Source organism: Maritimibacter dapengensis (assembly GCF_019218265.1).
GTDB lineage: Bacteria > Pseudomonadota > Alphaproteobacteria > Rhodobacterales > Rhodobacteraceae > Maritimibacter > Maritimibacter dapengensis.
Genome location: NZ_JAHUZE010000002.1, coordinates 1,102,773 through 1,122,736, shown reverse-complemented (window position 1 = coordinate 1,122,736; position 19,964 = coordinate 1,102,773). Strand labels below are relative to the sequence as shown.

Annotated in this window: 19 protein-coding genes and 1 other RNA gene; 12 read left to right on the top strand and 8 right to left on the bottom strand. The window is 62.3% G+C overall.

What is annotated here, in order from left to right; all coding sequences use genetic code 11:
* Positions 1 to 50: 50 nt before the first annotated feature.
* Positions 51 to 938 (top strand): patatin-like phospholipase family protein, encoded by an 888-nt coding sequence (locus KJP28_RS11895; protein ID WP_218392742.1) that lies wholly within the window; start codon positions 51 to 53, stop codon positions 936 to 938.
* On the opposite strand, the gene KJP28_RS11890 is transcribed toward KJP28_RS11895, so the two are convergent.
* From KJP28_RS11890 to KJP28_RS11855, 8 genes are all read right to left on the bottom strand, one after another.
* Entirely contained in the window at positions 935 to 1,156 is a 222-nt protein-coding gene (locus KJP28_RS11890; RefSeq protein WP_218392741.1) for a ribbon-helix-helix domain-containing protein, read from the bottom strand. The two genes, KJP28_RS11895 and KJP28_RS11890, sit on opposite strands and share 4 nt — an antisense overlap.
* Positions 1,146 to 1,322 carry a DUF4169 family protein gene (locus tag KJP28_RS11885; protein WP_218392740.1) on the bottom strand — a complete coding sequence of 59 codons (177 nt, stop codon included), beginning with the start codon at positions 1,320 to 1,322 and terminating at the stop codon, positions 1,146 to 1,148. The genes KJP28_RS11890 and KJP28_RS11885 overlap by 11 nt, the downstream gene beginning before the upstream one ends.
* Positions 1,323 to 1,344: 22 nt before the next feature.
* Entirely contained in the window at positions 1,345 to 2,379 is a 1,035-nt protein-coding gene (locus KJP28_RS11880) for a sensor histidine kinase (RefSeq protein ID WP_218392739.1), read from the bottom strand.
* A 155-nt stretch (positions 2,380 to 2,534) separates the two neighbouring features.
* Entirely contained in the window at positions 2,535 to 3,926 is a 1,392-nt protein-coding gene (gene fumC / locus KJP28_RS11875) for a class II fumarate hydratase (protein WP_218392738.1), read from the bottom strand.
* A 138-nt stretch (positions 3,927 to 4,064) separates the two neighbouring features.
* Positions 4,065 to 4,532: an SspB family protein gene (locus KJP28_RS11870; protein WP_218392737.1), complete on the bottom strand. Its 468-nt coding sequence runs from the start codon at positions 4,530 to 4,532 to the stop codon at positions 4,065 to 4,067.
* 64 nt (positions 4,533 to 4,596) lie between these two features.
* On the bottom strand, positions 4,597 to 5,802 hold the full coding sequence (chrA, locus tag KJP28_RS11865; protein WP_218392736.1) for a chromate efflux transporter: 1,206 nt from the start codon (positions 5,800 to 5,802) through the stop codon (positions 4,597 to 4,599).
* Between the two features lie 43 nt (positions 5,803 to 5,845).
* Positions 5,846 to 6,196, bottom strand: a transfer-messenger RNA (tmRNA) gene (gene ssrA / locus KJP28_RS11860).
* 113 nt (positions 6,197 to 6,309) lie between these two features.
* A complete protein-coding gene (locus KJP28_RS11855) occupies positions 6,310 to 7,035 on the bottom strand; it encodes a FadR/GntR family transcriptional regulator (RefSeq protein WP_218392735.1) in 726 nt (241 codons plus the stop codon).
* Between the two features lie 75 nt (positions 7,036 to 7,110).
* On the opposite strand from KJP28_RS11855, the gene acuI reads away from it, so the two are divergent.
* The 11 genes from acuI (at position 7,111) to KJP28_RS11800 (ending at position 19,888) form a co-directional block, all read left to right on the top strand.
* Positions 7,111 to 8,103: an acrylyl-CoA reductase (NADPH) gene (acuI, locus tag KJP28_RS11850; RefSeq protein ID WP_218392734.1), complete on the top strand. Its 993-nt coding sequence runs from the start codon at positions 7,111 to 7,113 to the stop codon at positions 8,101 to 8,103.
* 202 nt (positions 8,104 to 8,305) lie between these two features.
* Entirely contained in the window at positions 8,306 to 8,725 is a 420-nt protein-coding gene (locus tag KJP28_RS11845) for a universal stress protein (RefSeq protein ID WP_218392733.1), read from the top strand.
* 33 nt (positions 8,726 to 8,758) lie between these two features.
* Positions 8,759 to 10,423 (top strand): BCCT family transporter, encoded by a 1,665-nt coding sequence (locus KJP28_RS11840; protein ID WP_218392732.1) that lies wholly within the window; start codon positions 8,759 to 8,761, stop codon positions 10,421 to 10,423.
* Positions 10,424 to 10,557: 134 nt separating this feature from the next.
* On the top strand, positions 10,558 to 10,746 hold the full coding sequence (locus tag KJP28_RS11835; protein ID WP_218392731.1) for an SRPBCC family protein: 189 nt from the start codon (positions 10,558 to 10,560) through the stop codon (positions 10,744 to 10,746).
* Positions 10,747 to 11,886, top strand: coding sequence for a vWA domain-containing protein (locus KJP28_RS11830; RefSeq protein WP_218392730.1), 1,140 nt, complete (start codon positions 10,747 to 10,749; stop codon positions 11,884 to 11,886).
* A gap of 68 nt (positions 11,887 to 11,954) precedes the next feature.
* Positions 11,955 to 13,376 (top strand): cryptochrome/photolyase family protein, encoded by a 1,422-nt coding sequence (locus KJP28_RS11825; RefSeq protein ID WP_218392729.1) that lies wholly within the window; start codon positions 11,955 to 11,957, stop codon positions 13,374 to 13,376.
* 65 nt (positions 13,377 to 13,441) lie between these two features.
* Positions 13,442 to 14,650 carry an SAM-dependent methyltransferase gene (locus KJP28_RS11820; RefSeq protein ID WP_218392728.1) on the top strand — a complete coding sequence of 403 codons (1,209 nt, stop codon included), beginning with the start codon at positions 13,442 to 13,444 and terminating at the stop codon, positions 14,648 to 14,650.
* A 30-nt stretch (positions 14,651 to 14,680) separates the two neighbouring features.
* The gene (locus KJP28_RS11815; protein ID WP_218392727.1) at positions 14,681 to 15,121 is read left to right on the top strand and encodes a TrgA family protein; all 441 of its coding nucleotides are present in this window, start codon (positions 14,681 to 14,683) and stop codon (positions 15,119 to 15,121) included.
* Positions 15,118 to 16,248 carry an NUDIX domain-containing protein gene (locus KJP28_RS11810; protein ID WP_218392726.1) on the top strand — a complete coding sequence of 377 codons (1,131 nt, stop codon included), beginning with the start codon at positions 15,118 to 15,120 and terminating at the stop codon, positions 16,246 to 16,248. The genes KJP28_RS11815 and KJP28_RS11810 overlap by 4 nt, the downstream gene beginning before the upstream one ends.
* Before the next feature lie 56 nt (positions 16,249 to 16,304).
* Positions 16,305 to 17,339: a cysteine synthase A gene (locus KJP28_RS11805; protein ID WP_218392725.1), complete on the top strand. Its 1,035-nt coding sequence runs from the start codon at positions 16,305 to 16,307 to the stop codon at positions 17,337 to 17,339.
* On the top strand, positions 17,336 to 19,888 hold the full coding sequence (locus KJP28_RS11800; RefSeq protein WP_218392724.1) for a DUF3772 domain-containing protein: 2,553 nt from the start codon (positions 17,336 to 17,338) through the stop codon (positions 19,886 to 19,888). The genes KJP28_RS11805 and KJP28_RS11800 overlap by 4 nt, the downstream gene beginning before the upstream one ends.
* The last annotated feature ends 76 nt before the right edge of the window (positions 19,889 to 19,964 follow it).

Genomic DNA, 19,964 nt, shown 5'->3' with positions numbered 1-19,964 from the left:
CACGCGGTTTTTAATCGGGTCGGGTAACCGGACGGGCGGAAGGGTGCAGCATGGGCAGACCGAAGATCGGATTGGCATTGGGATCGGGCGGAGCGCGCGGATGGTGCCATATCGGCGTCATAGAAGCTCTTGCCGCTCTTGGCGTGAAGCCCGACATGATCGCCGGCACGTCGATGGGCGCGGTTGTCGGTGCGGCCTGGGCGGGCGAGGCGCTTCCCGCCCTGAGGGACTGGGTCGAGAAGCTGACCCCAGCGGCGTTTCTGCGGCTCATGGATGTTTCGTTCAATTCCGGCGGCCTGGTCGAGGCGCGTCGCCTCGAAGCGTTGATGAAAGACATTGGCGTTCCCGACAGACTCGAAAACCTGCATTGTCCGTTCACCGCCGTCGCGACGGACATGCAGACCGGGCGTGAAATCTGGTTCTCCGAAGGCGAAACATACCGCGCCGTGCGTGGCTCGGCGGGCATCCCCGGCGTTATGACTCCCGTGAAGTACGACGGCCGCTGGTTACTCGACGGCGGTCTGGTGAACCCGGTTCCGGTGTCGGCGGTGCGAGCGCTCGGTGCCGAGGTGATCCTCGCCGTGAACCCGAACGCGCGGCCCGATGGGCAGATCTGGAAGGCCCCGGACGAAACCCCGCACTGGATTGCAAAGGTTCTTCCCGAAGCATTGCACGATGTATTCGGTATTTCGCCCGAGGAGTCGCTGCGCGCCTCGAAACCCGGCTATTTCGACGTGGTGAACGCGGCAATCGACGTCACAACCCAACAGATCAGCCGCGCGCGACTTGCCGGTGAGCCTCCCCATGTGCTGATGGACGCGGACCTCACCCACATCACGGTGCTCGAGCTGTTTCGGGGCAAGGAAATTATCTCCGAGGGTCATCGACTGGTCGAGGCGCAGGCGGATCGCATCCGGCGGGTCTGTGGCCTCGACTAACCCCGGTAATGACGCAGAACGTACAGGCGGATAGCGGACGCCAGACCCGAGGACAGGCCGCGCGCCTCGTCGATTTCTGCAGCAAGCTCGTTGATGCCCTTGCCCTCGGCCTCGGCGATGTCGCGAAAGGCGCTCCAGAACTCATCTTCGAGCGAGATGGAGGTGCGGTGCCCGCGCAGCGTCACCGAGTGCTTGCGGGGCCGCGCGTCACTCGTCACGCTTGTGGCCCTCAAGGTCGCGCGCGGCCTTGTCCTGCCGCGCGTCGGCAAGCCGCTTCTCGGCTTTCGTCCTGCCGAACTTCACCGCGTTTTCATCCGCCACCGCGCGTTTGCTGTCGCGGAGCCTTGCCTTACGAAACCTGTTGAGGTTGGTCACGTTCTTCATGCGCCGATGATGGCGCGGTCGGTCAGGGATTACCAGAGGGCCGGAAGCGAAGCGTGACGCAGGTGCCGCGATCACTCGCATCTGTTTCGATGTCCGCATCGAGGTTCTGTGCGAAGGCTTTGATGAGGCGAGAGCCAAGTCCACCCTCGGTTCCGGCACCAGCAGGCGCCTGTCCGCCGTCATCCGTGACGCACAGAACAAGCGCATCGCCGTCTTTGCAGAATTTCACGTCGATGGTCCCGTGTCTGCCATTCGGAAAGGCGTGTTTCACGGCGTTGGTGACAAGCTCGTTGACCACGAGCCCGAGCGACACTGCTTGTTCGGCGTCCAGTTCTATTTCTTCGATTTCCGCGCGGATCACGATACGCCCTTCGATGACCACGGCACCCTGCAAGCCGTCGACGACACGATTCAGGTAAGTGCCGGAACAGACGCGATCCACTGAGCCGGTGTCCGACAATGCCGCGAACAGGCCCCGGACCGCGTCGATCCGTGAGCCGACCCGGTCGAGGGCGCGGCCAACATCTTCGGAAGACTTGCGTTTTTCCATCGAGATGATCGAGTTGATCACGGTCAGGCTGTTTTTGACACGATGGTTCAATTCGCTCAGAAGGTGCTGTGCCCGATCCAGCGCCTGTAGGTTGGCCTCTTCGGCGTCTTTCCGGCGAGTCACGTCACGAAACAGGATGAACAACTGACCAAAAACCGGTGCAGGCGAGGCGCAAACTTCGAACCATCGGCCCATCGGGACCGAACCGTTTTCGAACCGCAATGTCTCGCGCCCCAAGCCCACGCGCCCGTAGGTATCGACCCAGTGATGCTCCAGCCCGGGAACGAGTTCGAGCGCAGTCTTGCCTTCGGCGTCCTTCAGGCCGGTGAAGGCTTCGAACTTCGGGTTCACTTCGAGAAACCGATAATCGACCGCACGCCCCTCGGCGTCGGTGATCATTTCGGCCAAGCAAAGGCCATCTCCGGTCAGGTTGGTGATCGTGTCGAAGAGGTGCTCGTGTGCGCCGGTGGCGAGGGGAAGCTCGCCTTGGTGAAGAGTTGCTTCCATACCTGCAGCTAGGACACAGGTTTGATCCTAAAGATAGAAGTCTTTTGTATAGGTCACTAACTATAATGTGATGAATAGACGCTAAGCGACTGATAACAAAGAGAAGGCGGCGAAATCCGTGCTCGCCGCCTCTCACATTTGTAATGTTCCACGGATCATTTCGGCCCGATCATCTGCTCCGGGCGCACGACTTTCTCGAAAGTTTCCTCATCCACGAAGCCCAGGGCGATGGCTTCTTCCTTCAGAGTCGTCCCGTTTTTGTGGGCCGTTTTCGCAACTTTCGTAGCGTTGTCGTAACCGATTGTGGGCGCGAGCGCGGTGACGAGCATAAGGCTTTCCTTCATCAGCTTTTCGATGCGCGGCTCGTTGGCCTGAATGCCATTCAGCATCCGCTCGGTGAAACTGTCGGCGGCATCGCCCAGAAGCTGGATCGACTGGAGCAGATTGTAGCTCATCATCGGGTTGTAGACGTTGAGCTCGAAATGGCCTTGTGAACCGGCGAATTTCATCGCGGCATCGTTGCCCATGATATGGGCCGCGACCTGCGTAAGCGCCTCGGCCTGCGTCGGGTTCACCTTGCCCGGCATGATCGAGGAGCCGGGCTCGTTTTCCGGCAGGATCAGCTCGCCCAGACCCGAACGGGGGCCGGAGCCGAGGAAGCGGATGTCGTTGGCGATCTTGTACGCCGCGCCCGCCGTGGTCGCGATGGCACCCGAGAGGAAGACCATGGCGTCATGGGCCGACAGCGCCTCGAACTTGTTGGGAGCGGTGACGAAGGGCAGGCCGGTGATCTCGGCCATGTTTGCCGCGACTTGCTCGCCCCAACCTTGCTTGGTGTTGAGGCCGGTGCCGACAGCCGTGCCGCCTTGCGCCAGCTCGTAGATGCCCGGGAGCGCCAGTTTGATGCGTTCGATCCCGTTCTCGATCATCTTGGCATAGCCTGAGAATTCCTGCCCCAGCGTGAGCGGCGTGGCGTCCTGCGTATGGGTGCGGCCGATCTTGATGATGTCCTTGAACTCTTCGGCCTTCGCGGCGAGGCCAGTGTGCAGCTTCTCAAGCCCCGGCAGCAGCACGTCGCGCACCGACATGGCGGCGGCAATATGCATGGCCGTCGGGAAGGTGTCGTTCGAGGATTGCCCCATGTTGCAGTGATCGTTCGGATGCACCGGGTCTTTCGAGCCGATTTCGCCGCCAAGGATCTCGATCGCGCGGTTCGCGATGACCTCGTTTGCGTTCATGTTCGACTGCGTGCCCGACCCGGTCTGCCAGACCACGAGCGGGAAGTTGTTGTCGAACTTGCCGTCGATCACTTCGCCCGCGGCTTCGATGATGGCATCCGCGATCCGGGCGTCCATATCGCCGTTGGCCTTGTTCGCCTGTGCGCATGCCTTCTTGATGACACCGAGGCCACGTACGATTGCGACAGGCTGCTTCTCCCATCCGATGGGGAAGTTCATCAGCGAGCGTTGCGTCTGTGCGCCCCAATACTTGTCGGTGGGAACTTCGAGCGGGCCGAAGCTGTCGGTCTCGGTGCGGGTGGCGGTCATCGGTCAGTCTCCCTGAAGAACTCTGGCCGTGTCATACCACCCCGCGCGTCGCGTGCAAGATCATTGCTGTATACGACGGGATACATCGGCGGTTCGCGCGCCGCGTGATGGGGTTTCGATCGTGACGAAGGGGGTGGATTATTTTCGGAAGCTGTCCAGGCTCACGACTTCCGCGTCCTTCGGTTCCGCGTCCTCGTCGTCCGGATCGACATGCATCGGGGCTTCGTCCAGATCATCCTCGTCGTCATCGCCTTCCTGCGTCTCGAACCGCAGGCCAAACTCGACTGAAGGATCGACGAAGGTGCGGATCGCGTCGAAGGGGATATACATCCGTTCGGGGTTATCGCCGAAATTCAGTGTGACTGCGAAACCGTCTTCACTGACCTGAAGATCGTCGAACCAATGCTGCATGACTACGGTCATGTCTTCCGGGAACCGATCCGACAGCCAGTCGGCGATTTCCACGTCCGGGTGCATTGTGTCGAAGGTAATGAAGAAATGATGCGCACCGGGCAGGCCGTGATCGGCCACATCCTCGAGAACCTGACGGATCAGGCTCCGCATGGCATCGTGCATCAGATTTCCGTAATCAATCGACCGCGACATCTAGGTCCCCTGCGATAGTCACTTTCACCATAAGGGATTCGGGAGGGATGAAAAGGGGGCGACATCAGGTCAGCCACCCGACGGTGGCCCCTGCAATGGCCATGACGATCAGAAGAATTGGCAGCGGCAGGCGGAGCTGGAACAGGAGCAACCCAGCCAAGCCTGTCAGCCCCAACGCACGCAGGTCGAACATGCCGTCCGTTATCAGTGTGTGGCGGGCGAAAAAGACTGTGAGCGATGCGATGACACCGACGATCGCGGCGGACACGGCATCGAGAGCCGAGGACAGGCGCGGGTTGTCGGTGAGCCGGTCGAGATGCGGGGCGAGCGTGAAAACGAGGCCGAAGCAGGGGGTGAAGATCGCCCAAAGCGTCAGGAGGGCGGCGGCGGCCATGTGGCCGGGGCCCAGCGGGGCAGCGGCGACCATCGCCGCGAATTGGGTCACGAGCACCAAGGGGCCGGGTGTGGTCTCGGCCAATCCAAGACCGTCGATCATGTGTTGGGGCGAGAGCCAGCCTTTATCGGTGACCAGCGCATCGCTCATCCATGCCAAGAGCGCGTAAGCGCCTCCGAAGCTGAAGGCGGCGAGACGTGTGAAAAAGGCGGATATCTCAGTAAGCCTTCCCGCGCTGGTGGCCCAGAGCACGACAAGGGGGGCGAGCCAAATTGCCCCCCACAAGATCGCGGTGGTCACACTCCTCCCGAAACGGGGTGCGGACGAGACAGCCGTAGTTGCGCGGGGTCCGGGCGGTGCGGTGAACGCACCGACGAGCGCTGCGGCCAAGACCACGACAGGGAATGGCGCAAGCCCGAGCGTGAGGACCAGGAAGGCCACGAACGCAAGGAGTCTCGGCTGCAATGACGTGATCATCTTTGCATCCAGCCGAATGAGCGCCTGTGCCACCACCACGATGACCGCCGCCTTGATCCCAAGAAACGCCGCGACCACGTCCGGCGTCTGCCCCCATCTCAGATAGGCGAGTGTGATCGCGGCCATGAACACGGCTCCGGGCAGCACGAACAGGGCGCCCGCGATCAATCCGCCCAACGTCCCACGCCGTTTCCAACCGGCATAGGTGCAAAGCTGCATGGCTTCGGGGCCAGGGAGCAGCATCGCGAATGTCAGCCCCCGCGTGAATTCGGCATCGGAAAGCCAGTGCTTTTGCTCGACCAGTTCGCGGTGCATCACGCCGATCTGGGCGACTGGGCCACCGAAGGACAAAAGCCCGATCTTGCCGAATGTGAGGATGAGGTCGCGTAGCCCGGTCATGCCCGCAGATAGGCAGGGAAATGTAACCCGGGCAAGAAATGAAAATGCAGGCTTCTGTTGCCAGGTGCCTGCGAACCCCGCCTTACGCTGCTAGGCGCAAGGGCTTAGATTTCGATCTTTCGCACCGCTTAGGCGGCGAGAGCGATCGGAGCTTTGTTGTCGTTTGCAACTAGCTTAAGTGAACCGATAACGGTGGTATCTCACCGGGACAAAGCAAACCCCTTTAGACGTTCGTCGATCCTATTTCGGCCCCATGATCCCCAAACGAAGGATTTTTGGTGGAGCCGCCGGGTACCGCCCCCGGGTCCGATCCGCTTATTACGAGCGCGTTTATGTCCATAGTTCCTTGCGGAACAGCCCACATATAGGGCGCGGCGACCCGCCTGAAAAGGGGGCGCAGCGGAATCCGGCGCGGATTTCTCGTCGAATTCGCATGACATGTACGCTGCATCGGAGGGCGCGCGCAGTGGCCCGTGTCGGACACGCAGAATCCTCGCCAACGCCCCGCTAACGCGCCTTGGCCGCCTCGACTTCTCCGGCGATCTTGACCGTGTAGGCGGCGAGGTCGTCGAGGGCGTCATGCACGGCGGCGGTGTCGCGGGCCGTGAGCGCGGTCAACAACCGCCGGTGACGCCGAAGGATGCGCGCACGAGATCGGCCCGTGTATGTGATAAGGTTCATGAGTGGCTGCATCGCTTCGACTGCACCGGCGAGCTGGTAGGACAGGACCGGGTTTTTCGCGGCATCCACGAAGGCGCGGTGAAAGGCGACGTCGGAGGCGCAGAAGGCTTCGTCGGTGATCGTCTCGTCCGCCTGCCGCACGAGTTCGGCCTCCATGGCTGCGAGGTCCTCGTCCTCACGCCGGGCGCAGGCGAGCGCGATGCAGGACACCTCGAGCGCGAACCGTGCTTCGCACGCGGCCTCGAAACTCACGTCGTTCATCGAAAGCAGCAGCGTGGAGGTCGTCACCTGATCGTCGCGGGCCTCGCGATATGTCATCCGGTTCACGAAGGCGCCCCCGGTCGCGCCGCGTTGGGTGCGGATCAGGTTCTTTGCCGCAAGGCGTTTCAACGCCTCGCGCACCGTGGGCCGGGAGACCCCGAAGCTTTCGGCAAGCTCGGCTTCCGAGGGCAATCTGCTGTCGACCTTGAGCGCGCCGTCGATGATTGCAGCGCGGATGCGGTCTGCGATCTGGGCGGACAGCTCCCGCTTCGGGGTCAGGTTCGTTTTCATCGGGCCGGGCCTTTCAATACGCTCGGATCAATTGTATGACATTTGGGAACGTCACCGCAAGAATGGGGAGAGATCATGTTCAAGGCACTGATGCTGGAACAGGGCGAGGACGGGCTCGCCAAAGCCGAAATCAAGGAGATCGACGAGACCGCGTTGCCCGAGGGCGATGTGACCGTGGCGGTCGAATACTCCACCGTGAACTACAAGGACGGGCTTTGCCTGTCGCCCAAAGGCGGCGGGCTCGTGCGCAACTATCCCCACGTGGCGGGGATCGACTTCGCGGGCACGGTCGAAGCCTCCGAGGACGATCGGTACAAACCGGGCGACAAGGTCGTGCTCACCGGCTGGCGAGTCGGCGAGGTCCATTGGGGCGGTTACGCGCAGAAGGCGCGGGTCAAGGCAGACTGGCTGGTTCCCTTGCCGAAAGGTCTTGAACCTCGGCAGGCCATGGCAGTCGGCACGGCGGGCTTCACGGCCATGCTCGCGGTCATGGCGCTCGAGGATCACGGGCTCACGCCAGACAAGGGCGAAGTGCTGGTGACGGGGGCCGCGGGTGGCGTGGGATCGGTCGCGACCGCGATCCTCGCGCATCTTGGCTACGACGTCGCGGGTGTGACCGGGCGACCAGAGACGGGCGACTACCTCAAGAGCCTCGGCGCGTCCCGGATCGTGCCGCGAGAGGAACTGAACGAAACCACCAAGCGACCGTTGGAGACCGAGACCTGGGCCGGCTGCGTCGACGCGGTAGGCGGCGAGATGCTCGCGCGCGTTCTGGGTCAGATGAAATACGGCGGTTCGGTCGCTGCGGTCGGGCTGGCGGGCGGGGCCGGGCTTCCGGCGACGGTCGTGCCATTCCTGCTCAGGGCCGTGAACCTTCTGGGCATCGACAGCGTGATGCAGCCCTATGAGAATCGCCTTCGCGCCTGGGAGCGGATCGCACGCGATCTGCCGATGGAAAAACTCGACGCGATGGTGCAGACCGCGACGCTGTCGGACCTGCCGAAACTCGGGGCGGACATTCTCAACGGACAGGTCAAGGGCCGGGTCGTCGTCGATGTGAACGGCTGACGCGCCTTGCGCGACCGATGGAGGGCCATTTGCGACGCGTATGTCGCAAATGGCTTTTTCCATTGGGAAATCGAGTTAACCTGCGTTAACCTGTCGCACCAAGGGCGGACGTGCCCCGGGGACGCCGGGGGACCCCCCGACAACGAGACGACGTGAGGGCGCGGCTCGGAACCGGACGCTCACCTCACGCGAAGGAGGGGAGATGTTCCAACACATCTTGGTGCCGATCGACCTGTCGCATCTGGACGGTCTGAAGCACGCCCGCAAGGTCGCCGGCGACCTCGCACAGCTCTACGGCTCCGACATCACCTATGTCGGCGTCGGGGCCGACACGCCGGGCGCATTGGGCAAGAACCCGGAGCAATTCGGAAAGAAGCTATCGGAATTCGCAAGTTCCGAGGCGGCCTCGACAGGGGCCAAATCCGGGTCACACCCGGTCATCTGTAACGATCCCACCACCGAGTTGGACGATGCGCTGTTGAAGGCCGTGGGCGAGGTCGGAGCCGACCTTGTGGTCATGCAAAGCCACGTTCCGGGACTCGTCGATTACATCTGGCCGTCGAACGGCGGAAAAATCGCAGGTCACGCAAAATGCTCGGTCATGGTGGTGCGCGGAGATTGACGCGCCACCAGTTTAGCAAGGGAAGGAGCCATCATGGCTGATAATGAACTCGACGATCAGGGAATTCCGTCGCCCGACGGCCATTCCGATCTGATCGACACCGATTACGAAATCGGTCAGGATAACATCAACACCCAGATCGGGCCATTCGGTCTGGACATCCATAACCCGGTGTTCCTCATCTCGGGGCTCGCCATCGTCCTCTTCGTCTTCTACACGCTGGCCCTGCCGGAGCAGGCGGGCAACGCGTTCTCGGCGATGTTCAGCTTCGTGACAAAGAGCTTCGACTGGTTCTTCCTCGGAGCGGCGAACCTGTTCGTCATCTTCTGCCTCGTTCTGATCGTGACCCCCGTGGGCAAGGTCAGGCTGGGCGGCTTGGATGCAAAGCCGGATTACGGATATATCGGCTGGTTCGCGATGCTTTTCGCTGCGGGCATGGGCATCGGCCTCATGTTCTACGGCGTGTCCGAGCCGCTCACCCACTTCTCCACATCTCTCGGCGGCACCACCGTCGAAGGTGGGGTGCGAACGGACTGGGCACCGCTTGGCGGCGCGGAAGGAAATGAAGAGGCCGCCGTGCGTCTCGGCATGGCCGCGACGATTTTCCACTGGGGCCTCCACCCCTGGGCAATCTACGCGGTCGTGGCGCTCGCGCTTGCGCTTTTCAGCTATAACAAGGGCCTGCCGCTCACCATCCGTTCGGCATTCTACCCGATCCTCGGCGATCGTGTCTGGGGCTGGTGGGGCCACATCATCGACGTACTCGCAGTCTTCGCGACATTGTTCGGTCTTGCAACCTCGTTGGGCTTCGGGGCCACGCAGGCGAATGCCGGTCTGAACGAGTTGTTCGGCGTCCCGATCGGCTCCACGACGGAAGTGATCCTGATTTCGGCCATCACGGCCATCGCACTTATCTCGGTGCTGCGCGGGCTGGACGGCGGGGTGAAGATCCTGTCCGAGATCAACATGGGTCTTGCGGCACTGCTCCTGATCTTCACGTTGATCGTGGGTCCGACCGTCGCGGTGCTTACAGGCTTCGTCGATTACCTCGGTGCCTACCTGCAATACCTGCCGGCGCTGTCGAACCCGGTTGGCCGTGAAGACGTCAACTTCATGCAGGGCTGGACATCGTTCTACTGGGCCTGGTGGATCTCCTGGTCACCGTTCGTGGGCATGTTCATCGCCCGCGTGTCGCGTGGCCGGACGGTGCGTGAGTTCGTGATCTGCGTGCTCCTGATCCCGTCCTTCGTCTGCGTGATCTGGATGACCGTCTTCGGCGGCACCGCGATCCAGCAGGTGATCCAGGATGGCTACACTGCCGCACAGGATGCCGAACTGTCGCTTCAGCTCTTCAAGATGCTGGACGTGCTTCCGCTCGCGGGCCTCACCTCGCTGGTGGGCATCATCCTCGTGATCGTGTTCTTCGTGACCTCGTCGGATTCCGGTTCGCTGGTCATCGATACGATCACGGCGGGCGGCAAGGTCGACGCGCCGGTTCCTCAGCGTGTGTTCTGGTGCGTGTTCGAGGGCGCGGTCGCGATCGTGCTCCTCCTCTCGGCAGGCGGGCTGCAATCCTTGCAGTCCATGGTGATCTCCACCGGTCTGCCCTTCACGGTCGTTCTTCTCGTGATGTGCTTCGCCATCTGGCGGGGGCTCACGGCGGAACGTCAGGTGATGAAAGCCGCACCGGCTGAGTAATAGACCCGGTCCCGGCGTTCGCGCCGGGGCCGTCCGTTTCGCGGTGCTAGGAGACCCGCACATGAGATACTCGGAAAGCATCGACATCGCGTAACCTCCCGGAGCGTTTCGTCGCAATCTATGAGGCCGACGGCATGTGGAACCGAAACGAGAACCGGTTCGAAGACCTCGGCGGCAGCACCCGCTGGACGATGGAGTGCGAATTTCGCCCTCAGAGTTTCATCCTCAAAGTGCTGGCCACGCTTGCACCCGGCATGTTTCGCAAACAGACTGCCAAGAATATGGCGGCGTTCAAGTCGTTTGCGGAACAGGACAGACCCTAGATGAAGCTAACTGTCATTCGCCTCGCGGCGGCTGCGTTGATCGTGCCGAGTGGGGCAGCGCAGGCGCAGGAAGGATCGCCGGATTGCACGGCGGTCTTCGCCGACCTCTATGCCGATATTTCAGATACCGTTCCGGTCGATCTTGACCAATGCGAACCTGATACACCGGTCTACGTGCTGGATGAGTGCACGCCACCTGAAAGCTTCACGCCGGGCGCCGTAACCACCCACCTGATCCTTGCGATCGACGCCTCGGGGTCGATGGCCGGACCAGCTGGCGGCCTGTCGAAGATGGAGGCCGCCAAGCGCGAAGCGCAGCGGTTTCTCACCGAGGTGCACGACGACATCGAGGTCGGTCTCATGGTCTACGGCCATGAGGGGACCAACCAGCCTGAGGGCAAGGACGTTTCCTGCGCTGCGACCGAGCTGATCCACGGGTTCGATACGCGCCGGTCGGAACTGGACGGCACCATTGCCGGGCTTCAGCCGACCGGATGGACGCCGCTCGCTGGTGTTCTGGATCATGCGGGCGAGGTCGTTGCGGCGTTGCCGTTGGAGGAGGGCGAACCGGGGCCGGTCCCGGTGGTCTATCTCATCTCGGACGGGGAAGAGACCTGCGACGGGGACCCGGTCACGAGTGCCAAGGCGCTGATCGACGCGGGTGTTTCCACGCATGTGAACACGATCGGCTTCGGCGTCGATGCTGTCACCGCCGCGCAACTCGAGGCGATAGCCGAAGCAGGGGGCGGAACATATTACCCGGCAAAGGATGCCCGCGCCTTGCAAGACCAACTCGACGCGATCCGCGAGACCGAAGCCGCTGCCGCACGTTACCGCTATTGCGTGGACCTCAATGCAGGCAAGATCGCGATGGCCACGCATAACGAGATCATCAAGATGACTGGGTGTTTCCAGCGCAATAATCCGCAACAGCGCATGAGCGCCCTGATGCGTGCCGTCAACGAGGCGCGCGATACAGGTGGGCCCGTTGCAGAATGCGCGTTGGAGATCTCGCGCATGGCGCTGGCAGAGAACAGGAAAACGGCCAAGTGGCTCGTCGACAGAACGGGCCCGATGAACGAAAAAGTGCTCGAGGAAATCGAGGCGCTCTATCGCGATGCCGGCCTGCGCGACGATTGACATGACATGTGGATGCCCGATGTCTTTGCGTCAGTGAACCTGACCGGGCCGCCCTGCGTAATACTCCCATGACTGATGCACCCGTGATCTGGTGGGTCCGCCGAGACCTGCGCCTGACTGATAATCCCGCCCTGACCGCCGCCGCAGAAGCTGGCCCGGTCATTCCCTTGTTCATCCAGGACCATTCCGTCGACAGCCTTGGCGCCGCCGCCAAATGGCGCATGGGCGAGGGGCTTCGCGCCTTTGCGGATGCGCTGGAAGACAAGGGGAGCCGCTTGATCCTGCGCCGGGGCAACGCGCTCGACGTATTGCGCGAAATGGTCGACGAAACCGGGGCGACCGCAGTGCACTGGTCCCGGCTTTATGATCCAGACGCCATCGACCGGGACACGGACGTCAAATCAGCCCTGAAAGACGCGGGTATCGAAGCCGAAAGCCATTCAGGCCATCTCCTCTTCGAACCCTGGACGGTCGAGACGCAGGACGGCGGCCCGTACAAGGTTTACTCGCCCTATTGGCGTGCGGTGAAAGATCGCGATCCCGGTGCGCCGCTGTCCGCCCCCTCGTTATCCACGCCCGAGACATGGCCGAAAAGCGATGTGCTGGACGATTGGGCGATGGGCGCGGCGATGAACCGCGGTGCGGAGGTGCTTGCCAAATACTCCAAACCCGGTGAAGCGGCGGCACGGAGCCGGCTGGCCGTGTTCATCCGCGACAAGGTCGAACGCTACAAATCCGACCGCGACCTGCCGGGGGAAGACGCGACGTCGCGCATGTCCGAATACCTCACCTACGGCGAGATTTCCCCAAGGAGCCTTTGGGCCGCAGGGCAGCGTGCGATGGAGGACGGCAAATCCGGCGCAGAGCATTTCGTGAAAGAGGTGGTCTGGCGCGAGTTCGCCTATCACCTGATGTACAACACGCCCCGCATTCTGACCGACAACTGGCGCGAGGAATGGGACGACTTTCCCTGGCGCGATGACGAACGCCTTGCCGAGGTCAAAGCGTGGAAACAGGGGCGCACAGGCGTGCGTTTCGTCGATGCTGCGATGCGCGAGATGTATGTCACCGGCACGATGCACAATCGCGCCCGCATGATCGTCGCGAGTTATCTGACCAAGAATTGCATGATCCATTGGAAAGTCGGGATGCGCTGGTTCGAAGAGTGCCTGACCGACTGGGATCCCGCCTCGAACGCGATGGGCTGGCAATGGGTGGCCGGGTCCGGCCCCGATGCCGCACCCTATTTCCGTGTGTTCAACCCGGACACCCAGGCCGAGAAATTCGACCCGGACGGCGAATACCTTTCTGCGTTCATCGCCGAAGGTCAAAAGAACCCGCCCGAGACCGCTCTGGATTATTTCGACGCGGTCCCGAGATCATGGAATCTTTCGGCGCATGAAAACTATCCGGAGCGCCCGATCGTTGGTCTCAAAGAGGGGCGCGAAGCGGCGCTCTCGGCCTACCAGAACCGTCCGAAGGCGAGCTAGGTCCAATAAAACCTTGATTGGGCGGCAAAAATCCGTTCGATTTATACGAAAGCAGGGGAACATCGATGATCCACACCGAGACGAGGGGGCAAAAAGACCTGCCGCGGTTCTTTCCGCAGGTCTTTGCATTGGCGAAGCGTATCGGTCAGGGGCGGCTCGATTTCGTGCTGCCGGACGGTCGCGTGTTCCGGGCCGAGGGCCCACGCCCCGGCCATGTCGCAGAAGTGCACATCCACACCGACGACGTGTTTTCGCGCCTCGTGCGGGAGGGTGATCTCGGCTTTTCCGAGGCTTACCTTGACGGAAGCTGGTCGACCCCGGACCTTCAGGCGTTTCTCGATTTCATTCAGACGGACAACGACGACCTCTATGGCGGGTTCAAAGGCGCCAAACTGGTCCAGATGTTCGAGCGCCTGCGCCATTGGCTCCAATCCAACACGAAACGGCAGGCGAAAAAGAACATCGCGGCCCATTACGACCTCGGCAACGATTTCTACACGCTCTGGCTCGACGACACGATGACCTACTCCTCCGCACTGTTCGAGACCGGGCAGGAGAGCCTGGAGAAGGCGCAGGAACAGAAATATGCGTCCATGGTCGACCAGATGGGCGCGCAGCCCGGTGACCATGTGCTCGAGATCGGCTGCGGCTGGGGCGGGTTCGCGGAATATGCGGCAAGCAAGCGGGGTCTGCGTGTCACCTGCCTGACCATCAGCCAGGAGCAGTACGACTACGCCGTTGCCCGGATCGAAAAGGCGGGCCTGTCCGACATGGTGACGTTCAAGCTTCAGGATTACCGCGACGAGAAGGGGCAATATGACGGGATCGCCAGCATCGAGATGTTCGAGGCGGTCGGCGAGAAGTACTGGCCGGTCTATTTCCAGACACTCAAGAATTGCCTGAAGCCGGGCAAACAAGCCACGCTCCAGATCATCACGCTCACCGAGCGGCGCTTTGAAAACTACCGAAAAGGTGTTGATTTCATTCAGAAATACATCTTTCCGGGCGGCATGTTGCCGTCCAAAACCGTCCTCGCTGCCGAGATCGAGAAAGCCGGCCTCGCGCTGCGCGACCAGATCGCATTCGGCCAGAGCTACAGCCAGACCCTGCGCCGCTGGATGCAGACCTTCAACGACCGCTGGGACGAGATCACCCAGCTCGGCTTCGATGATCGCTTCCGCCGAATGTGGAATTTCTATCTCGCGGGTTGCGCTGCGGCGTTTCAGGCGGAAAACTGCGACGTGGTGCAGGTGACGGTCGGACGACCCGCCTGAACCGGGCACATCGCGGGATAGGAGAACGTCATGCCCACATTTGCTCGTCTGGCGGCCGCGGTGCTGCTGGCCGCTCTTGGTGTTGGGGTCTCGTTCCTCGCGATGCCTTACTTCCCCGACGAACAGCCGGTCGGCATGATGCCGGTCGTGGCGGCAATCGCGGGGATCATCGTCGGGTGGCTCTTTACCGGGCGTCGCGTGAACCGGCAATACGGCAACGCTGTCGGGGTCGGGGTGACATCGGCTCTGGCGCAGGCGATTCTGACCATTTTCGCGTTCTCGTCGAAGCTTATGATCGACCGGGCATTCGACATGAAATACAAGACGGTCATGCAGGCGGTGGTCGGTGTGTTCGAGGCGGCGATGGAATATCTCGAGGTCATCGCAGAGCCGGACGTGATCGCGGCGACCCTGATCGGAGGCGCCATCGTCGGGCAGGTCACGCATTGGGTGGCCAAGAGATCGCGGTGAACGTCGGTTCCATGTTTCTCTTCGGCACATTGTGCCATGAACCCCTGCGCCGCGTCGTGCTTGGGGGCGACGCGGGCGTGTCTGTCGTGTCCGCGCGGCTTGAGGGCTACGCCGCGCACTGGGTGACCGGCGCCGATTACCCGATGCTCGTGGAGCGTGACGACGCGGAAACCATCGGTGTTCTGGTGACGGGGTTGTCCGAAGATCATGTCGCGCGGCTCGACTTCTTCGAAGCCGGATTCGCCTACGATCCGGTCCCGGTCCGGGTCGAGACGGACAATGGACCTGTCGAAACGTGTCGTTATGTCGCCAGCCTATCTGCAGTTCCGGGGGCGCCTTGGGTTCTGTCGGACTGGGCCGACCTGCATGGGGCGCTCTGGGTTGCAGCCGCGCAAGAAGCGATGGGCTATTACGGTGAGATTACGCCCGACGAACTCGCCCAACGACTGCCGACCATCCGGTTGCGAGCAGGATCACGCGTTCGGGCGCAGACCACCGCACCGGCCACGCTTCGGTCTGACAACCATGTCGCGGATGATGTCGAGATCACCAAAGCGCGCCGACCTTACGCCAATTACTTCACGCTCGAGGAACACGACCTGCGGTTTCGCCGGTTCGACGGCAGTTTCTCGCAGGAAGTAAACCGGGCGGGGTTCGTCGGTGGCGACGCCGTCACGGTGCTTCCATACGATCCGAAAGCGGATACGGTCCTATTGGTCGAACAGTTCCGCATGGGGCCGTTTTTGCGCGGCGACCCAAATCCGTGGATGCTCGAACCGATCGCGGGACGCGTCGATCCGGGCGAAGCGGTGGAAACGACGGCACGTCGCGAAGCGCTGGAGGAGGCGGGTCTCGCTCTGGGCAAGTTGCACTACGTTTCGGGACATTACCCGAGCCCCGGTGCCGTCACGGAATATGTCTATGCCTACGTTGCGGAAGCCGACCTTGCCGGGGTCGACGGGCGCGTGGCCGGATTGGTTTCGGAAGCCGAGAACATTCGCTCCCATGTCGTGTCTTTCGAGCGGTTCATGGACCTCGTGGCGAGTGATGAAGCGGGCGTTGGCCCATTGGTCGTCTCGGCCTACTGGCTCGCGCTCAATCGGGCCCGGCTACGCGATCCGGCTTGAAGCGGGGCGAGGCGTCACTTACCAAAGACCTGACATTCGCCAGGAAAGGGATGGGCATGGATACGCGCAAGAACCTCGTAGAATTGATCGGCAACACGCCCCTGGTGAAACTGCAAAAGGTGTCCGAGGAGACCGGTTGCGACATTTACGGCAAGTGCGAATTCATGAACCCGGGCCAATCCGTCAAGGACCGGGCTGCGCTCTATATCATCCGGGATGCGATCGAGCGGGGCGAATTGGAACCAGGCGGCACGATCGTCGAGGGGACCGCAGGCAACACCGGCATCGGTATCGGTCTGGTCGCGTCGGCGATGGGGTTTCGGTCGATCATCGTGATCCCCGAGACTCAGAGCCAGGAAAAGAAGGACATGATCCGCATCGCGGGGGCGGAATTGGTCGAGGTGCCGGCGGTGCCTTACAAGAACCCGAACAATTACGTGAAGTATTCCGGGCGGCTGGCTGCCGAAATCGCCAAGACCGACCCCAAGGGCGCGATCTGGGCGAACCAGTTCGACAACGTGGCGAACCGCCGGGCCCACGAAATGACGACGGGTCCGGAGATCTGGGAGCAGACCGGCGGCAAGGTGGACGGTGTCGTCTGCGCAGTCGGCTCGGGCGGGACACTCGGCGGGCTGGCCCTGTCACTCCAACCCAAGGGCGTCAAGGCGGCGATCGTTGATCCCGAGGGCGCGGCGCTCTTCAGCTACTACACCACCGGTGAATTCGCGTCAGAAGGTTCGTCGATCACCGAGGGGATCGGGCAGGGGCGCATCACCGCCAACCTCGAGGGCATCACCCCCGACATGGCGTTCCGGGCCCCGGACGCCGAAGCGCTTCCCTACGCGTTCGATCTGCTCGAAAACGAGGGGCTGTGCGTCGGCGGCTCGTCGGCGGTGAACATGGCTGGCGCAGTCCAGATGGCGCGCGAGATGGGGCCGGGAAAAACCATCGTCACGATCCTGTGCGACTACGGCACCAGGTATCAGGCCAAGCTCTACAATTCTGAATTCCTGCGAGAAAAAGGTCTGCCGGTGCCCGCTTTTCTTGAACGGGACACGCGCGACGTGCCGACCGTTTTCGAAGACGCATGACGCGGACCCTCGGCACCATATTAGCGGCGCTCCTCGTCGGCTTGGCGCTCACCGTCACATCGGCGGTCGCGCAAGGCGAAGAACCTGAAATCAACGCGCCGATGGTCCAGTCCATGCCCGCGCAAGAGGAAGCGCAGACCGTCGAGGTCAAAGCATCTCCGGCCGCCGAGCTTGCAGCCACGGTCGACATGCCCGCCGACGCGCCCGATTACGAGGCCTGGGCGAAAGTCGCGACCCGGGCCGAACAGGCGCTGGAGACCGGACGCGCATCGGAAGAGGCGTTGTCGTCCCTGCGCGCGGAAGTCGTCTCATGGCGGTCGCAATTCGCAGACGCGCGCGGCGAGAACGCGGTGCGCATCACGACGCTCAAGACACAGATCGAGGCGCTTGGGCCGCCGCCCGGCGAGGAAGGTAGCGAATCCGGTACGCGGACGGCCCAGCGTGAGGCCCTGAACGATCAACTCGCGCTTATCGAAACTCCGGTGGTGGTCGCCGATATCGCGCACGCCCGCGCAGATTCTATCATTTCCGAAATCGACGAACTTTTGCGGTCAAGGACGGCAGACACGCTCTTTACGCCCTTGCCCAGCCCGATCAACCCGGCGCACTGGCCACGCGCCCTTTCGGATCTCGGCGCCACCGCGACCTCGATGTGGCACGAGGCTCGTGAAGCCGTCACATCAGATACGCACCGGGCGCAGATGCGGCAGAGCTTTGCCGCCCTTGCCGTCTTTGTTGGCCTTGCAGTGATCCTGCTCTTGCGCGGACGTCGTTGGGTCGTGAAAGCGGGCAACAAGGTGCAGGGGATCGCCACAGGTCCCGCCCGCGGGGTCTGGGGGTTCCTGATATCGCTCGGCCAGATGATCGCGCCAATTCTCGGCGTGCTTTCGATTTTCATCGCCGTCTCGATCATGGGGCTCCTGGACGGGCGCCCGGGCTATTTCTTCGACCTTCTGAACTACACGCTCATCTATCTCATCATCGCCCGTTGGGTCGGTTCGCGCGTGTTCGGCCAGCCGGGTGCGGACTGGGCGGTCCTGAACCTGGTCGACGTTGCCCGGTCCGAGGGCAGGTTCGAAGCGGCTGCGCTCGGGGCGACATACGGCGTCTATCGGTTTCTCGACGACCTCTACGTCGAAGAAGGCTATTCGGAAGCCACGCTCGCGGTTCTTTCGCTGCCAGTACTTCTCGTCGGGGCGATCCTCATGTTCCGCATGGGTCGATTGCTGCGGTCGCATTCCATGCGCGCAGAGGACGAGAGCGCGGAAGGCGAGGGGATCGGGTTCCGCGACCGAACGCTGAGCCTTGCCGGTGGCGCGCTCATGGTCATCGGCGTCGTGGGTCCGCTCGTCCACCTGACCGGCTACGTCAATTTCGCGCAATATGTCCTATGGAACACTGCGCTCTCGCTCGCGCTGGTCGGTTTGCTGCTCGCGCTTCATCGCTTCTACACCGATCTGTATGGCTTGATCTTCCGCAAGTCCGTCGAAGAGGCCGATCAGGCCCTCGTTCCGATCCTGGTAAGCCTGCTGACCCTCGTCATCGCAACGCCACTTTTTGCGCTGATCTGGGGCGCGCGCGAAGCCGAGCTTGCCGAGATATGGGCGAGTGTCGGTGAAGGCGTTTCGCTGGGCGAGGCGGTCATCACGCCCTCCGACATCCTGATCCTGATCGTCGTGTTCGTGATCGGCTACACCCTGACACGCCTCGTGCAAGGCATGTTGCGCGCAACGGTGCTGCCCAAGACCAGCATCGACGTCGGCGGGCGCAATGCGATCACCTCCGGCATCGGCTACGTCGGCTACTTTCTCGCCGCCATCATCGCGATCACGGCGGCGGGCATCAACCTGTCGTCCCTCGCGATCGTCGCAGGCGCGTTGTCTGTCGGCGTTGGGTTCGGGTTGCAGGCGATCGTCTCGAACTTCGTGTCGGGCATCATCCTGTTGATCGAGCGGCCGATCTCCGAGGGGGATTGGATATCGGTCGGTGGACACATGGGGATCGTCAAGGACATCTCGGTGCGATCCACGCGGATCGAGACCTTCGACCGACAGGACGTCGTGGTGCCGAATTCCGATTTCATCTCGGGGACCGTCACGAATTACACGCGCGGCAACAAGGTCGGGCGTCTGGTGATCAACATCGGTGTCGCCTACGGCACCGATACGCGGCGGGTGAGCGAGATCCTCATGGAGATCGTCATGGACCATCCGCTGATCTCTGTGAACCCCGCGCCTCAGGTCGGTTTCATGGCGTTCGGCGCGGACAGCCTGGACTTCCAGATCCGGGCGATGCTGTCGGACGTGACCATGATCCTCATCGTGCAGGACGAAATCAACCACACCATCGCGGAACGGTTCTCCGAAGAGGGCATCGAAATTCCCTTCGCGCAACGTGACATATGGATCCGAAACCCCGAGACGTTGCACGCCCCGCAGCGCCACGAATCTTCCGCCCAAGACACGACCCGAACCGATCCTGCCGACCAGCCCGCCGCTTCAAATTCACCCGCGGGACTTGACGCGGACGTCGACGGCGACGGAGACTGAACAGTATGGGGCGATTGGGCGTCGATGATTTGCCACATCGAAGGTGACCGCCCATGCGGAACCGACCGCGCAGATT

Coding starts and splice junctions, on each gene's coding strand:
- KJP28_RS11895 (WP_218392742.1), top strand. CDS start 51: ATGGGCAGACCGAAGATCGGATTGGCATTGGGATCGGGCGGAGCGCGC.
- KJP28_RS11885 (WP_218392740.1), bottom strand. CDS start 1,322: ATGAAGAACGTGACCAACCTCAACAGGTTTCGTAAGGCAAGGCTCCGC.
- KJP28_RS11880 (WP_218392739.1), bottom strand. CDS start 2,379: ATGGAAGCAACTCTTCACCAAGGCGAGCTTCCCCTCGCCACCGGCGCA.
- fumC (WP_218392738.1), bottom strand. CDS start 3,926: ATGACCGCCACCCGCACCGAGACCGACAGCTTCGGCCCGCTCGAAGTT.
- KJP28_RS11870 (WP_218392737.1), bottom strand. CDS start 4,532: ATGTCGCGGTCGATTGATTACGGAAATCTGATGCACGATGCCATGCGG.
- chrA (WP_218392736.1), bottom strand. CDS start 5,802: ATGACCGGGCTACGCGACCTCATCCTCACATTCGGCAAGATCGGGCTT.
- KJP28_RS11855 (WP_218392735.1), bottom strand. CDS start 7,035: ATGAAAACGAACCTGACCCCGAAGCGGGAGCTGTCCGCCCAGATCGCA.
- acuI (WP_218392734.1), top strand. CDS start 7,111: ATGTTCAAGGCACTGATGCTGGAACAGGGCGAGGACGGGCTCGCCAAA.
- KJP28_RS11845 (WP_218392733.1), top strand. CDS start 8,306: ATGTTCCAACACATCTTGGTGCCGATCGACCTGTCGCATCTGGACGGT.
- KJP28_RS11840 (WP_218392732.1), top strand. CDS start 8,759: ATGGCTGATAATGAACTCGACGATCAGGGAATTCCGTCGCCCGACGGC.
- KJP28_RS11835 (WP_218392731.1), top strand. CDS start 10,558: ATGTGGAACCGAAACGAGAACCGGTTCGAAGACCTCGGCGGCAGCACC.
- KJP28_RS11830 (WP_218392730.1), top strand. CDS start 10,747: ATGAAGCTAACTGTCATTCGCCTCGCGGCGGCTGCGTTGATCGTGCCG.
- KJP28_RS11825 (WP_218392729.1), top strand. CDS start 11,955: ATGACTGATGCACCCGTGATCTGGTGGGTCCGCCGAGACCTGCGCCTG.
- KJP28_RS11820 (WP_218392728.1), top strand. CDS start 13,442: ATGATCCACACCGAGACGAGGGGGCAAAAAGACCTGCCGCGGTTCTTT.
- KJP28_RS11815 (WP_218392727.1), top strand. CDS start 14,681: ATGCCCACATTTGCTCGTCTGGCGGCCGCGGTGCTGCTGGCCGCTCTT.
- KJP28_RS11805 (WP_218392725.1), top strand. CDS start 16,305: ATGGATACGCGCAAGAACCTCGTAGAATTGATCGGCAACACGCCCCTG.
- KJP28_RS11800 (WP_218392724.1), top strand. CDS start 17,336: ATGACGCGGACCCTCGGCACCATATTAGCGGCGCTCCTCGTCGGCTTG.